15 protein-coding genes are annotated in these 15,089 nt (G+C 62.8%); 2 read left to right on the top strand and 13 right to left on the bottom strand.

The window, feature by feature from the left end:
* Positions 1-32: 32 nt before the first annotated feature.
* Both F3J20_RS09810 and F3J20_RS09805 read right to left on the bottom strand, forming a co-directional pair.
* Positions 33-812, bottom strand: coding sequence for an SDR family NAD(P)-dependent oxidoreductase (locus F3J20_RS09810; protein ID WP_167044426.1), 780 nt, complete (start codon positions 810-812; stop codon positions 33-35).
* Between the two features lie 318 nt (positions 813-1,130).
* Positions 1,131-2,237, bottom strand: a complete 1,107-nt coding sequence (locus F3J20_RS09805) for a LacI family DNA-binding transcriptional regulator (RefSeq protein ID WP_167044429.1) — start codon at positions 2,235-2,237, stop codon at positions 1,131-1,133.
* Positions 2,238-2,465: 228 nt separating this feature from the next.
* On the opposite strand from F3J20_RS09805, the gene F3J20_RS09800 reads away from it, so the two are divergent.
* Both F3J20_RS09800 and F3J20_RS09795 read left to right on the top strand, forming a co-directional pair.
* Positions 2,466-3,266 carry an N-acyl homoserine lactonase family protein gene (locus tag F3J20_RS09800; RefSeq protein ID WP_167044432.1) on the top strand — a complete coding sequence of 267 codons (801 nt, stop codon included), beginning with the start codon at positions 2,466-2,468 and terminating at the stop codon, positions 3,264-3,266.
* A gap of 22 nt (positions 3,267-3,288) precedes the next feature.
* Positions 3,289-4,275 carry an Ldh family oxidoreductase gene (locus F3J20_RS09795; RefSeq protein ID WP_167044435.1) on the top strand — a complete coding sequence of 329 codons (987 nt, stop codon included), beginning with the start codon at positions 3,289-3,291 and terminating at the stop codon, positions 4,273-4,275.
* A gap of 137 nt (positions 4,276-4,412) precedes the next feature.
* On the opposite strand, the gene F3J20_RS09790 is transcribed toward F3J20_RS09795, so the two are convergent.
* From F3J20_RS09790 to F3J20_RS09740, 11 genes are all read right to left on the bottom strand, one after another.
* Positions 4,413-5,630, bottom strand: coding sequence for an MFS transporter (locus F3J20_RS09790; RefSeq protein WP_167044438.1), 1,218 nt, complete (start codon positions 5,628-5,630; stop codon positions 4,413-4,415).
* Positions 5,631-5,685: 55 nt separating this feature from the next.
* Positions 5,686-7,230, bottom strand: coding sequence for a tripartite tricarboxylate transporter permease (locus F3J20_RS09785; protein WP_167044441.1), 1,545 nt, complete (start codon positions 7,228-7,230; stop codon positions 5,686-5,688).
* 4 nt (positions 7,231-7,234) lie between these two features.
* Positions 7,235-7,750 (bottom strand): tripartite tricarboxylate transporter TctB family protein, encoded by a 516-nt coding sequence (locus F3J20_RS09780; RefSeq protein ID WP_205193018.1) that lies wholly within the window; start codon positions 7,748-7,750, stop codon positions 7,235-7,237.
* Between the two features lie 82 nt (positions 7,751-7,832).
* Positions 7,833-8,759, bottom strand: a complete 927-nt coding sequence (locus F3J20_RS09775; protein ID WP_167044444.1) for an FAD-binding protein — start codon at positions 8,757-8,759, stop codon at positions 7,833-7,835.
* A 1-nt stretch (position 8,760) separates the two neighbouring features.
* Positions 8,761-9,510: an electron transfer flavoprotein subunit beta/FixA family protein gene (locus F3J20_RS09770; RefSeq protein WP_167044447.1), complete on the bottom strand. Its 750-nt coding sequence runs from the start codon at positions 9,508-9,510 to the stop codon at positions 8,761-8,763.
* Between the two features lie 24 nt (positions 9,511-9,534).
* Complete coding sequence (locus F3J20_RS09765; RefSeq protein WP_167044450.1) at positions 9,535-10,473, bottom strand: tripartite tricarboxylate transporter substrate binding protein; 939 nt, start codon at positions 10,471-10,473, stop codon at positions 9,535-9,537.
* 112 nt (positions 10,474-10,585) lie between these two features.
* Positions 10,586-11,101 carry a 3-isopropylmalate dehydratase small subunit gene (locus tag F3J20_RS09760; protein ID WP_167044453.1) on the bottom strand — a complete coding sequence of 172 codons (516 nt, stop codon included), beginning with the start codon at positions 11,099-11,101 and terminating at the stop codon, positions 10,586-10,588.
* Positions 11,091-12,371 carry an aconitase/3-isopropylmalate dehydratase large subunit family protein gene (locus tag F3J20_RS09755; protein ID WP_167044456.1) on the bottom strand — a complete coding sequence of 427 codons (1,281 nt, stop codon included), beginning with the start codon at positions 12,369-12,371 and terminating at the stop codon, positions 11,091-11,093. Before F3J20_RS09755 ends, F3J20_RS09760 begins: the two co-directional genes overlap by 11 nt.
* A 16-nt stretch (positions 12,372-12,387) precedes the next feature.
* Positions 12,388-13,104 carry a GntR family transcriptional regulator gene (locus tag F3J20_RS09750; RefSeq protein WP_167283289.1) on the bottom strand — a complete coding sequence of 239 codons (717 nt, stop codon included), beginning with the start codon at positions 13,102-13,104 and terminating at the stop codon, positions 12,388-12,390.
* A 96-nt stretch (positions 13,105-13,200) separates the two neighbouring features.
* The gene (tcuA, locus tag F3J20_RS09745) at positions 13,201-14,709 is read right to left on the bottom strand and encodes an FAD-dependent tricarballylate dehydrogenase TcuA (RefSeq protein WP_167044462.1); all 1,509 of its coding nucleotides are present in this window, start codon (positions 14,707-14,709) and stop codon (positions 13,201-13,203) included.
* Positions 14,710-14,829: 120 nt separating this feature from the next.
* The coding region (locus tag F3J20_RS09740) for a 4Fe-4S dicluster domain-containing protein (RefSeq protein ID WP_205299263.1) at positions 14,830-15,089 on the bottom strand (260 nt) is incomplete at its 5' end.

Below are 15,089 nucleotides of genomic sequence, written 5' to 3'. Positions count from 1 at the left end.
TTGCCATGACGGCCCGTTCGCAGCGCCACGGCTCAGATCGCGAGCCAGCCTCCCTCCACCGGTAGCATCGCGCCTGTCATCTGCGCCGCCGCATCGCCGCACAGGAACACGACGAGATCGGCGACATGCGCCGCTTCGACGAAGCGGCCGGTCGGCTGCTTGCCGGTCAGAAAACGCTCGACCGCCGTCTCGCGGTCGAGTCCCGTGTCTTCCATCAATGCCTGAATCCGGTTTTCGCTAGTCGGCGTATGCACCGCACCCGGGCAGATCGCGTTGCAGGTAATCCCCTGCCCCATCGTTTCGGCGGCGACCGCGCGCGTAAGGCCAAGCAGCGCGGACTTGGTCGTCACGTAATCGACGCGGTTGACCGTGCCGCGCATACCGTACACCGACGTCATATTAAAGATGCGGCCCCAGCCGCGTTCGCGCATCCCCGGCAAGGCGAGGCGAATCGAGTGAAAGGCCGCACTGAGGTTGACCGCCAGCGCCTGCTCCCACCTGTCGACCGGAAACGCATCGATCGGCGCGAAATGGCGTACTACCGCGTTATTGACCAGCACGTCGATCGAGCCGAGCCGCTCGATCACTTCGAACATCATCCGCTCGACGGCGCACGCATCGCCGAGATCCACCTGCAGGTAATCGGCGCGGCGGCCATGCTTTGCCTCGAAGGCCGCGCGTGCCTCCTCGACGTGCGCGGGCGGCTCGACGCCATGCAGCACGACCTGACAGCCGGCTGTCGCTAGTGCATCGGCCATCGCAAAGCCCAAACCATGAGACGATCCCGTTACGAGTGCAGTTTTCCCCTTCATTCTGCGATTTTCCTTGTCGACTGGCGCGCCCGTCGCCGGGCTTCGGCGAAGTATAGACTACCCGCCGCGTTAAATGGTAGCGCTAACTTATATGAAAAGACAAAGTGCTGCAACATAGGGAGTTGCCCGGAGCATTGCTAGGCAGCAGGCCGGAAAAAAACGCAAAATGGAATACGCGCGGCGCCACGCGAAACTCATGCGTGGAACGCCGTGGCTGGAACCATCGAAAAAGTAAGCGGCATATCGCACGCTGATGCTGACAAACCGGCGGCGGAACGGGGCCGCTTCGGACACATGACGGGCAGAGTGCCCGCCGGGTCAGGTGCTTTCGCGCTGAATGATCTCGAAGCCGAGATCGAGCCGCGTCGGCACGGCTGGCTCGTTGCTGCGCAAGCGTTGCAGCAACGCTTCGGCACTGCGGCGGCCGATTTCGAGCCGTGGCAGATTCAGGCAGGTGAGACGCGGCACCGTATGGCGCAGGATGTCGAGGTCGTCGAAGCCGGCAATCGCGATGCGCTCCGGCACTTTCCAGTTGCGCCGCTGCGCTTCGAATAGCGCACCGATAGCCAGCACATCGCCGGCAAAGAAGATCGCGTCGACGTCCTGCACGCGCTGCATCATGTCCACGAGCGCGTGCGCGCCCGAGGTCAGGCCGCCCTCCACTTCACGCACCAGCGCCGGATTGCGCTCACGGCCGAGCGCGGCGAGCGCCGCGTGATAGCCCTTCAGACGCTCGCGAGCGCGCATGTTGTTACGGGTAGTCAGGCAGACGAAACCGATCGACCGGTAGCCGCGGCCGGCCAGATACAGCGTCATCTCCCTGGCGGCGGCGTAGTTCGAGTAGCTGATCGCCATGTCGAGCGGCGTGCGCGCGAGGTCGCCCGTCTCGACGATCGGGATGCCGGCCGCGCGGATCACCTGCGCGGCGCGCGGCGTATGGACCGTATTGTGCAGTACCAGTCCGCACACGCGCTGTGCAATAAACGCATCGATCAGCGCCTCTTCCTCTTCGAGCGAATAGCCGCTGTCGGCCAACAGCAACTGCATGCCGGCGGCACGCAGTACGTCCGCGCAGCCCTTGATGCTGTGCGAATACAGCGAATTCTGAATACTCGGCACGATCTGGCCGACCACATTCGAGCGTGCCGACGCGAGATTCGATGCGATGTGATTCGGCACGTAGCCAATGCGGCGCACCGTATCGAGCACGAGCTTACGGGTTTCCTCGGAGAGCCGCTCGGGTTCGTTGAGCGCCCGCGATACAGTCATCAGTGACACGTTCGCCGCGTTCGCCACGTCGATCATGCGCACCGCCTGTCCGCCCGTGCGTGTCTTGCCCGTACCGACAGCTGGTTTCAGCGCGGCTTTCGTTCCGCTTTTCAACCCGGTCTTTCCGTCGTCGACGGCCGCCACACGCTTTTTCACTCGTCCATCCGACTCTTCAGTTCGATGATGGATTGTAGCGCATGCGGCACGGCGCTCCACGCCGCCTTGAACGCCCCCCGCCCTTGGGCCAGACGAGGCTCGCCCATGACAACGGACAACAGCGGCACGCCATTCGCGCCTGCAGCAACCCGCGCGACGACTCAACACAACGAGCCGCGAGAGAGTTATGATAGCGCTCTCATACATTGAGGATAGGAGACACTCGTCATGACAACCGCACTCGAAAATTACAAGATTTACGCGATCAAGTACGCGCATCACGACCGCCCCGCGCGAGACAACTTTCTCGGCGGCGATCCGCATGACGTGAACATGCCGCTCGACTATTTCGTGTGGGCCGTCGTCGGCGAGAGTCGCAGCTTTCTGGTCGATACGGGCTTCGATGCCGAAGTGGGCGCGAAGCGCCGCCGTATCATCACGCGTCCGGTCGAAGAGGGCCTCGCCGCGATCGGCATTCACTCCAGCGCGGTGGAGGACGTGATCGTCACGCACATGCACTACGACCACGCCGGCAACCGCTCGCTGTTTCCGAAAGCGCGCTATCACGTGCAGGATCGCGAGATGGCTTATTGCACCGGCCGCTGCATGTGCCATGGCGCGCTGAATCATCCGTTCGATCCCGAAGACGTGAAGTCGATGGTGGGCCGCATTTTCGACGGTCGCGTGGTGTTTCATGACGGGACGTCGCACATTACGCCGGGACTCAGCGTACATCGTGTCGGCGGCCATACGGACGGCCTGCAGGTCGTACGGGTGCATACCGAGCGCGGCTGGGTCGTGCTCGCGTCGGATGCGTCGCACCTGTACGCGAACATGGAGCAGAACCGTCCGTTTCCGGCCGTCTACAACGTCGGCGACATGATCGAAGGCTACCGCCTCGTGCATGAACTGGCCGGCTCCGCACAACATGTGATACCCGGCCACGATCCCGCCGTGCTGACGCGCTATCCGGCGCACAGCAAGGAAACCGAGGACTGGATCGTGCGGCTCGACGCTGCGCCGCGCTAATGGATTGCATGGGGGATCGTAGATGAATCTGACCGTTACAGCAGCGCGCGAACTCGCACATGCATCGCTGATGCAACTCGGCTATAGCGACGCCGAAACGCGGATCATCGTGGCGCACCTGATGGATTGCGAATTGCGCGGACTCGGCTTCAGTGGACTCGCGCGTATTCTGAGCATTGCGGAACGTCTCGCGGACACGCCACGTCCGACGCACCCGATTGCCGTCGTCAAGGAGTCCGCGGTATCGGCGCGGCTCGACGGCGGCGATCAGCTCGGCTATCTGGTCGCAGAACGCGCCACGCGGCTGGCGATCGACAAAGCGTCGAGCGCAGGCATCGCGATCGTCGGCGCGAGCAACACCTGGTACACGGGCATGCTGTCCTACTACGCGGAAATGGCCGTTGCGCAGGATCTCATCGTCATGCTCGCGTCGAACGCCTCACCGTGGGTTGCCCCGCATGGCGGTACCGAGGGCCGCTTCGGCACCAATCCGATCTGCTTCGGCTTTCCGTCGAACCGCCAGCCGGTGATCTGGGATATCGGCACCTCATCGATCATCCATGCACAGGTGAAACTCGCGCAACGCATTGGTGAAGCATTGCCGGCCGGTGTCGCATTCGATGCGGCCGGCCGCGAAACGCGCGATCCTACCGCCGCGCTCGGCGGCGCGCTGGCGCCATGGGGCGGCCACAAAGGCAGCGGCCTCGCGATCATCGTGCATCTGCTCGGCATGCTGGCCGGCTCGCCCATCATGCCGGGCGAGTTGCGCGACTTCGGTTTTCTGGCGATCGCCGTGCGGCCCGATCTGCTCACCTCGCTCGATGACTACAAGGCCGCCGTCGACGGCTATACGGATGCAATCCACTCCACCCGCCCGGTCGAAAACGGTGCGCCCGTACGTATGCCGTTCGAGCGATCGATGGCAGAGCGTGCGGCGCGCGTCGAGACCGACCGGCTCGAAATCCCCGATGAAGTGGTGCAGGCACTTCGCGCGATGTGTGGGCAGTAGATTTGCCGCCGGGTGAAATCGCCCGGCAATACAGGCTTCGCCCTACGGTCGAAGACTCATGAAAAACCGGACACCACAGCTCCAACGTGCCCGGGAAACTCAAGTGTTGCACGACGGCCCCACGACTACGGCTTCTCCTAAACCTCACCTCGCACCCACGCAGACGATTTCGCCCTGGCCACATAGGGATACAGCGCAAGAAAGCTCAAAGCGGAGCAAACCAGCGCGAACACCATGAACGCGAAGCCGCCCGCGAACGAATGCGTAATGCGCACGACAAAACCGACCATCAGCGGCGCGACGAAACCGCCCGCCTGACCGAAGGTATTCGCGATACCAACGAACGTGCCGCGGCCTTTCTGCGGACCGACATCGAGCAGCACGGCCGCCGTGGGCGGAAAATTGCCGTAGATGAAGAACGCCGCGACGCATAGATACGCAAGGCAGCCCGACAGGCTTTGCGCGTTGAACGTCATATACAGCGCGACGGCTGCCGCGAGATAGCCCGCCGCAATCAGTTGCGGACGATAGCGATGCAGCACCGTGCTGCTCAGCCACGCAGACAGGATCAGCCCGACGAGCCCCGCGAGATACGGAATCGACGCGCCGTAGCCGAGCGCGTGCAGATCCAGATGACGCTCGAGCGCCAGATAGCCGGGCATCCAGCCGAGAAACCCCCAATAGCCCATGTTGAACGTCATGTAGCCGAGCATCACGAGCCACGTGCCCGGACGGCGGAACAGCCCGGACCAGCCGGATGACAGGTCTTTAGCGATAGGTTCGGCATCGCGCACGATCTCGCCACGCGACGGTACACCGAAATACAGCACCACCGAGATCAGCAAACCTGGAATCGTGAACCAGAAGAACATCTGCCGCCATCCCGCTTCGAGCAGCAGCCATGCGGAAAGCGGCGCGACCGCCGCCGGTCCGATCGCGAGCGCGCTTTGCCACACGCCGTTGCCCGCGGCGCGTTCGCGCGATGCAAAGTTGTCGCCGACCAGCTTGTACAGCGACGCGTTCGCCGAACCTTCCGCGAGACCGAAACACAGCCGTACCGCGATCAGCGCGGTCAGCGTCTGCACGAACCCGGTGAGCCCTGTAAACAGCGACCATGCGATCGGCGCACACACCAGCAATCTTTTCGCGCCATAGCGGTCCGCCAGCATGCCGCCGGGAATCTGCATCAGCGCGTAACCGAGCGTGAACGCGGCGAGCACCATGCCGAACGCGCCCGCATCGATCGATAGCGACCGCATCATCGTCGGCGCAGCGACCGAGATATTGATGCGATCGAGGTAGTTGACGAACTGCATAGCCCACAACAGCAAGACCAGCCGGTATCGGGATGCCATCGCTACTCTCCGGTCGCGCCCGGCCGCGCGCAGATCGGTGCGCCGGGCCACGACGTTACTTGCCTTCGAATGCCCGCCGCTCCATGCCGACATCGCGGCTGCGCCGTCGGCCAATCAGCCGGCGCAGCCAGAAGCCCAACTGCACGACGATCAGTAACGCGCACAACGATACGAACGCGCAGCTGATCGGCCGCTCGACGAAGATCGCCGGATCGCCTTGCGACAGCACCATCGCGCGACGGAAATTCTCTTCGACCATCGGACCGAGCACGTAACCGAGCAGGATCGGCGCGACCGGAAACTCAAGCAGCACGAACACCGCGCCCACCAGTCCGAAGACCAGCACTTCGAGCACTTCGAACAGGCTGTTGTTGGTCGAGTACACACCAACCGCGATGAAGAACAGCGCCGCAGGAAACAGCAGCCGGTACGGCACGCGCAGCATGCGTACCCACAGGCCGATCAGCGGCACGTTCAGCACGATCAGCAGGACGTTGCCGATCCAGAAACTCGCGATCAAGCCCCAGAACAGATCGGCATGCTGCACGATCAGTTGCGGGCCGGGCTGGATGCCCTGGATCAGCAGCGCGCCGAGGATGAGCGCCATCACCGCATCGCCGGGAATGCCGAGCGACATCGTCGGAATGAAGTCGACCTGGGTCTTCGAATGCGACGCCGCCTCGGGACTCGCAACGCCTTCGATCGCCCCCTGCCCGAAGCGTCCTGGCTGACGCGCGATACGCTTTTCAAGCGCGTACGCGATGAACGTCGTGATCGTCGGCCCCGTACCGGGCATCGCGCCAAACAGCGTACCGATCAGCGTACCGCGCGCGATAGGCCCCGCCGCCTGCCTCAACTCCGCACCGCTCGGTCGCATGTCGCGCAGGCTCACCTTCGTGCCGCTGCCGACCGCGTCCATGCAGTTGACGTTGCGCAGAAATTCGGTAACGCCGAACAGGCCCAGCGCGAGCGCGACCAGTTGCACGCCGTCGGCCAGATCGATGAAACCAAACGTGAAGCGCATCGTGCCGGTATTGACGTCGGTACCGACCATGCCGACGAGCAGGCCGACCAGCACCATCGCGATGCCCTTGAGCGGCGCACCGCGCGACATCGTGCCGCCGACGATCAGCCCGAGCAGCATGATCGAAAACAGTTCCGCAGGACCGAACTTGAAGGCGATACGCACCAGCGCCGGCGAAGCAAATACCATCACGACGATACCGAACGACGCCGCGACAAACGACGCGATCATCGTGATGCCGAGCGCCGCGCCACCGCGCCCTTGCCGCGTCATCGGATAGCCGTCCAGACAGGTGACCGCGTGCGGCGGATGACACGGCAGATTAAGCAGGATCGCGCCGATCGCGCCGCCGTACTGCGAGCCGTAGAAAATGCCCGCGAGCATCAGCACGGCCGGCACCGCGTGCATTGCATACGTCAGCGGCAACAGGATCGACATCGCCGAGAGCGCTCCCATGCCGGGCAGTACGCCGATCAGATTGCCTACCAGTACGCCGAAAAACACCCACATCAGGTTGTGCGGTTCGAGCGCGATGGCGAAGCCGTGCCACAGATCGAAGAGGGATTGAGCGAGCATCGGCTTAACCCCAGGTAAACAGCGGGAACTGCATGCGCAATGCCCACCAGAACACGACCGTCGCGACGACGCACAGCGCGAGCGCGAGCAGCAACGCATCGCGCAGGCGGTTGTCGGGGTCTCCCAGCGCCGCGATCAGACCGACGGCGAACGACGCCAGCAGCAGGCCGCCGTATCTGCCGAGCACGACGAACGCGATGATGCTCGCGATGATGCAAAGCCAGCCGCGCATGCGCAGACCCAGCGATACGTCGGATTTGCGCGGCATCTCGGTCGAGACCTGACTTTCGACGGCGGTATCGGTGTGCTTGCGGCTCATCGCGATACCGATACCCACCAGCACGAGCAGTCCGCCGAGGGCGACCGGAAAGAAGCCGGCGCCCATCCGCGAGAACGAACCGACGCCGTAGCTTCTGCCCGTATAGGCCGCCGACAACCCGATGATCATCATCAGCGTGCCGGCGTAGTAATCCTGATTGCGACGGTTAAAGAGCCGCCCAATCCGGCTAGTACTTTGCATCTTATGTCTCCTACGTCTTTCGACTTCGCGTGGACTCTGCGGTCCATCACGTCATAGCGCGATTCATGCATCGCACGCGTGACTACAGCGCATCGACCAGTGCGGGTACGGCTTCGAACAGATCCTCGTTGAGCCAATAATCGGCAACCGCGCAGATCGGCGCTTCGGGATCGCGGTTGATCGCGAAGATGTATTTGCTGTCGCGCATGCCCGCGAGGTGCTGGATCGCGCCGGAAATGCCGACCGCAACGTAGACCTCCGGCGCGACGACTTTACCCGTTTGCCCGACCTGATAGTCGTTCGGCACAAAACCGAGATCGACCGCCGCGCGCGACGCGCCGATCGCCGCACCGAGCTTGTCGGCGAGCGGCGTGAGCACCTCGAAGTTCTTCGCGCTGCCCATCCCGCGCCCACCCGACACGACCACGCGCGCACTCGACAGATCGGGACGATCCGAGTGCGCGATGTCGATCGACACCACGCGCGACAGTTGCAGATCCGCGGTGGCGCCGCACGCTTCGACGGGTGCGTCACCATCCAGCGGTGCGGCCGCGAACGCGGTGACGCGCACCGTCATCAGCTTGATGCGGTCGCTCGAGCGAACCGTCGCGATCACGTTGCCGGCGTACGTCGGCCGCTTGAACGTGTCGGCGGAAAGTACCTGCATCACATCGGAAACTGGCTGTACGTCGGCGAGCGCGGCGAGGCGCGGCACCAGATTCTTTCCATAGCCGCTCGCGGCGGCCAGCACGTGCGTATAGCCGTCGATCATCGCGGCGAGCGCATGCCCGACGTTCTCCGCCGCGCTGCCGCGATAGCAGGTCGCCTCGAGTGTCTTCACAACGCGCACGCCCGCGATACGCCGCGCGCTTTCGGCCAGCGCACCGACCGTCTCGCCCGCGACGATGACGTCGACCTCATTGCTCAGTTCGCGCGCGCAGGTCACCACGTTGCGTACGCTCTCGCTCATTTTTTCGCCGTCGTGATCGGCGATCACCAGTACTGCCATGTCAATCGGCTCCCAGAACGGAGTGGAGTTTGCTAGCCATCTCGGCTGCGCTGGCGACACGCACGCCCGGCGCGCGCATCGCGGGTTCCTCGACGCCAAGCTGCGTCAGGCGCGGCGTAAGATCGATGCCGAGCTCATCGGCTTTCTTCACCGCGAGCGGCAGGCGCTTGGCTTTCATCACGCTGGGCAAGGTCGCATAGCGCGGCTCGTTCAGCCGCAGATCGGTAGTCACGACGGCAGGCAGTGGCAATTCGAGCGTCTCGCTGCCGCTGTCGATCTCGCGCGTCAGCAGGAGATGCCCGTCGCGCAATTCCAGCTTCGAAATGAACGTCGCCTGCGGCCAGCCAAGCAACGCGGCAAGCATCTGGCCAGTCTGATTGCAATCGTCGTCGATCGCCTGTTTGCCTACGATAACCAGATCGGCCGCTTCAGCCTTGACGACTTCGCGCACCAGCTTGGCGACAGCGAGCGGCTCCAGCCCTGCCGCACTCTCGACAAGAATGCCTCGATCCGCGCCCATTGCCATCGCGGTGCGCAGTGTCTCCTGACACTGCGACGGCCCGACCGACACCGCCACGACCTCGCTCGCGACGCCCTGCTCCTTCAGTCGCACCGCCTCCTCGACGGCGATTTCGTCGAACGGATTCATCGTCATCTTCAGGTTGGCCAGATCGACCCCCGAACCGTCGCCGCGGATACGCACCTTGACGTTCGGATCGACGACGCGCTTCACGGTTACCAGAACCTTCATGCGTTATACCCTCTTGCGATTACATTACTTGACCGACGCACGCGCCATCTCCACGAGCTTTTTGAACTTGTCCATCTCGCCGGCGAGAAAGCTCTGGAATTCCTGCCGCGTGCTGCCGACCGGCTCGGCACCGTCCAGGCTCAACGTGTCACGCACGACCTTCGCATGCACGGCTTTAGCGGCCGCGTCCTGCAGCTTGTCGAGCACGGCAGGCGGCGCATTCTTCGGCGCGAGCAGTGCGTACCAGCTACCTGAGCGATATCCGGGCACGCCGGATTCAGCGACCGTCGGCAGTTGCGGATTCGACGCCGAACGCTTGTCGCTCGACACGGCGATCGCGCGCAACTGGCCTTGCTTGACGAGCGGCGTCGCCGACAACACGCTCGCAAACATGAAGTCGACCTGCCCGGCAATCACGTCGACGAGAGCCGGCCCCGCGCCGCGATACGGAACGTGGGTCATCGGGATCTTCGACAGGTTCATGAGCTGCACGCCCGCGAGATGCCCCGAGCTGTCCGGGCCGCCCGACGCGAACGTGAGGCTGCCCTGCTTTTGCTTCGCGAGCGCCAGCAGATCGCCGACGTTCTTCACCGGCAGTTTCGGATTCACGACGAGCAGGAACGGCACCTGTGCAAGCAGACTCACCGGCACGAGATCCTTCATCGGATCGAACGGCAGTTTCATCAGGTTCGGATCGATCGCGTAGCTGCTCGATACCAGCAACACGGTGTAGCCGTCCGGCGCGCTGTTCGACACCACGCTCGCGGCGATCGAGCCCGCGGCGCCGGTACGGTTTTCGACCACGACCGACTGACCGAGCGTTTGCGTCATTTCTTTCGCCACCAGACGCGCGACCACGTCAGTGCCGCCGCCCGGCGCCTGACCGACAAGCATGCGGATGGGCTTGTCGGGATACGCGTCGGCGGCATGTGCCGTCGATATCGCGCCAAGCAGCGCCAGCAAAGACAATCCTGCTCTCACGCAGTGATTGAACCGGTTACGCACCTCGCCTCCTTTTACTTAGTCAACCAAAATAATTTGAGAACATCGCGGCGCAGTGACACGCCTCGCCGCGTCAAACGATCTGCTGCTCGCGCATGTAGCGCTCGTATGCGTATTCGGGCAAACCGCCTGCGCCGAAAATCGCTTCGATCAGTGGCGGGAAGCGGCGCATCGCAATCTCGTTGCCGTTGTCGACGTTAATCACCTTACCGCCTGGATAATCGATGCGCAGTGTCTGACCGTCGTCGACCAGACTCGTGATACCGGGCGCGAGAAAGATCGGAATCGCGCGCGCGATGCTGTTGCGCAGAAAGAGCCGCGACACCGATTCGACGACGATCGCCGCGATGCCGACTTCGCGCAGCACGAGGCCCGGCCGGCTCGAACCGCAACCGAAGTTGTGCCCCGCGACCAGAATGTCGCCGGGCTTGACCTCTTTCGCGAACTCCGGACGATACGCTTCCATCGTGTGAAGCTTCATCTCGTCCATCGTCGGATAGTGGTAGTACGGATTGATAGCGTCCGTTTCAATCGAATCGCCGAATTTCCATACGCGGCCCTGGATCGGGCGGTTCATATCAAAGCGCATTGACGAGCTCCTTCGGATTGACGATTTCGCCAGCCAGCGCCGCCGCCGCGACGGAAAGCGGACCCGCCAGATAAATCTCGGCGTCGAGGCTGCCCTTGCGTCCCTTGAAGTTGCGCGTCGTCGACGTGATGCACACTTCCTTGTTCGACAGAAAACCCACTTTCGGCTGGCAAATGCCGCAGCCAGGCGTGATGACCTGCGCGCCCGCTTCCAGCAGCGTTTCGATCAGGCCTGCCTTCATGCACTCGAGATAAACTTTCTGCGACGCTGGCGAAATCAGGAAGCGCACGCCTTTTGCGACCTTACGGCCCTTTAGCACGCGCGCGGCGATCTCGATGTCCTCGAACCGGCCATTCGCGCACGAACCGATCTGCGCCTGATGGATGCGCTGGCCGCGCACCTCGTCGATCGGACTGACATTGCCGAACTGATGCGGCTTCGCGACCACGAACGGCATCGAATCGACATCGACGGTGATCTCGCGCACATACTTCGCGTCAGCGTCCGCAACGATCGGCTCGTATCCGCGATCGGTGCGCTTCTGTACATAGTCGCGCGTACGCTCGTCGTAGGGAAACATTGCAAGCTTCGCGCCCACTTCGACGCCATGTGCCGACAGGCACATGCGGCTGTCGATCGACATCTGCGGCACCAGCGAACCGGTGTATTCGATCGACTTGCCGCTTGCGAAATCGTCACCGTACTGGCCGGCGAGATACAGGATGATATCTTTCGCGATCGGATAGTTCGGCTGCGTGCCGTTCAGCGTGATGCGGATCGACTCCGGCACCTGGAACCACAATTCGCCAAACAACAGCACGTAGAACATGTCGGCACGCGTGATGCCCGTGCCGCCGACGTTGAGCGCGCCGTACGAGATCGTGTGCGAATCGTTGCCGACGACGAGTTCGCCCGGACGCATCAGGCCGTAGTCGGCCATCATCTGATGCGCGATACCGGGCTCGGAATCGTGAAAGCAGCGAATGCCGAGACGCTCGACTTCGCTGCGCACCAGCGCGTTCTCGTCGGCCTGCTTCTGGGAGAGAGTCGGCTGATGATGATCGAGCAGCACGAAGATGCGCTCCGGATCCCACACACGCGGCAAGCCATTCTTGAAGCCGGCTTGCTGCGCCATGTCATGCATCGGCTCGGACGCGTGATAGTGCATCATCGCGCCATCGATGCGCGCTTCGATCACGTCGCCCGCATAGGCGGGCTGTCCGTGAATATTGTTCTTGCTGAAAAGCTTCTCAGCGATCGTCTGACCCATCTGGGCCTCCTTGTCCCTATTCCTGGCTATCGAAAAGAGCGCGCAATCTGACCTTCTTCGCGGCTGCGATATGTTCGCGCGCAAGCTTTTCGGCCGTCACGCTGTCACGCGCGAGAATCGCTTCGAGCAGTTCGCGATGCTGCAGGTACGCGGTTTCCGCACGCTCGGGCTTATACATCAGGCTGCGGCCAAGCAGCCACATCGAATCGTTCACCGCGTTCAGGCTCTTCTCGAGATAGCGGTTGTGCGCACCGTGATAGATCGCTTCGTGGAAGCGCCGGTTGTGGCGCGCCAGCGCTTCGTAGTCGCCTTGCAACGACTTCTCCTTGCGCACCAGCTCTTCGAGCTCCATCAGCTCGAGTTCCGTCGCATGCGTCGCGCACAGTCCCGCCGCGGTGCCTTCGAGCAGTTCGCGCATCAAATACAACTCGAGAATCGAGCCGCGGCTAAGCGATGCGATCCGCAAGCCGACGCGCGGCTCGATGACCACCATGCCGTCGCTTTCGAGCCGCCGCAACGCATCCCGCACCGGCGTGCGGCTGACCTCGAGCTGCTCCGCGATCTCGACTTCCATGACGCGGTCGCCCGGCTTCAGTTCACCGCTTTCAATGCGCTTGCGCAGCATCTGGTACACGTAGTCGCTACGCGAGCCGTGCTGTTTTTCGTCCCGTACTTCCAGCTCGGCGGCCTCGACGGTTGCCTTCTTGCGTGAGCGCGTGGATGTGGTTGCCATGTCAGCGTATTTCCTTAAATGACGTTTCGATCAGTGTATGCAGCGGCGTTGTTCGTCGACGCAGCGCGAACCGGACCGTATCCGTCGATAGCGCTGCTACGCAGTGGCGGCTGCCTGCACGCTAGCCGCATGCGTGGCGGCTTCGCGGCCCGCGATGCGTCCGAACACCGAACCGGCCATCAGACCGGTGCTGCCCGGATAGTTGAAATAGTACAGGCCGCCGACCAGTTCGCCTGCCGCGTAGAGACCCGCGATCGGCTGGTCTTCGATGTCCTGCACGTTTGCCGACGTGTCGATCTTCAGGCCGCCAAACGTGAACGTAATGCCGCAGCCCACCGAATACGCTTCAAACGGACCGTCTTCGATCGTGTTGGCCCAGTTGGTCTTGTTGACGTCGAGCCCTTCGGTGCAGCGTCCGTCGCGCACGTTCGGATCGAACGGCACGTCCTTGCGGATCGACGCGTTGTACTGCTGGATCGTTTCGAGCAGTTGGCGGCCGTTGACGTCCTGCAGACGATCGGCGAGTTCTTCGAGCGTGTTGGCAAGCACCTTGGTCGCGCCGCGCAGCTTGTATTCGTCGCGCAGCAGCGGCTTCACTTTCTGGTCGAAGATCTGCCATGCGAAACTGCCCGGCTGCTGCAGCACAACGCGACCGTATTTTGCGTACGTGTAGTTGCGGAAATCGGCGCCTTCGTCGACGAAACGCTTGCCGTCGGCATTGACCATGATACCCATCGGATAGCTGTGCCGATAACCCGCATGCGGATGATCGACATCGCCGAAGTCCGTCGCATAGCGCTCCCACGCGACCGAGTGACAACCGGACCACTGCCCGTACGATTGGGCACCGATGTCGAGCGCCATCTGGATGCCGTCTCCGGTGTTGTAGCGGGTGCCGCGCACTTTCGCCATATCCCAGCCGGGGCCGAGATAGCGTGTGCGCATCTCCCGATTCGCCTCGAAGCCGCCGCACGCGAGCACCACCGCTTTCGCGTCGATGACGCTCTCGCGGCCATTCGCCACGACGCGCACACCGCACACACCGCGCTCGTCGACGACGAGTCCCTTGGCCTGCACGCCGTAACGCACATCGATGCCCTGCGCTTCGGCCGCCTTGTACAGCTGATCGACGAGGCCGCGTCCGCCGCCGTTCGCGTAGATCACCACGCCGCCAAAGAACTTGAATCGACCGTTGACGTTGTACGCCTGGCGGCCATAGTTCGGGACGAACTTGACGCCGCGCCCGCGCATCCAGTGAACCGTGTCGGTGCTGCTGTCGACGATGACTTCGGCGAGATCAGGATCGATGTAGTACTGCGTGATGCGGCCGAGATCGTCGAGGTAATCCTCGCGCGTGTACTGGCCGAAATCCGTGCGGCCGATCTCATCTTCCGTCAGGTCAGGGACAATCGCCTTGATGTCGTCGGCGCCGTGATGAACCATGCGGAAGCCACCCCCGGTGTACGCACTGTTGCCGCCCCGCTTATCCTCGGGTGCGCGTTCCAGCACGAGCACGCTTGCGCCCTTCTCACGCGCCGATAGCGCCGCGCACAGCGCTGCATTGCCGCCCCCCACCACCACGACGTCGTACTTGGCCTGCGTCATCAAACTTCTCCTGTCCTGGTTAGCGTGCTTCGAAAAACACGCGTATACATGAAAATACTAAAAAATTCATGAAGCGTCAACGATGTTCGAGTCATGCTCGAAGTCGCTTTCGCCGCTTGGTTACATATTCGGGTAGTTCGGCCCGCCACCACCTTCCGGCGTGACCCACACGATGTTTTGCGTCGGGTCCTTGATGTCGCAGGTCTTGCAGTGCACGCAGTTCTGCGCATTGATCACAAGCCGCTCGTTGCCTTCATCGTTCTTGACGAATTCATACACGCCAGCGGGGCAGTAGCGCGACTCCGGACCCGCATAGGTCTGCCAGTTGACGTTGACCGGCACGGTCGGGTCTTTCAGCGTCAGATGCGCGGGCTGGTTCT

The sequence above is a fragment of the Paraburkholderia sp. Cy-641 genome (genome assembly GCF_011752945.1).
In the GTDB taxonomy this organism is placed as follows: domain Bacteria; phylum Pseudomonadota; class Gammaproteobacteria; order Burkholderiales; family Burkholderiaceae; genus Paraburkholderia.
Note: the sequence above shows the minus strand (reverse complement) of the source record. Positions and strands in the feature narration are given on the sequence as shown.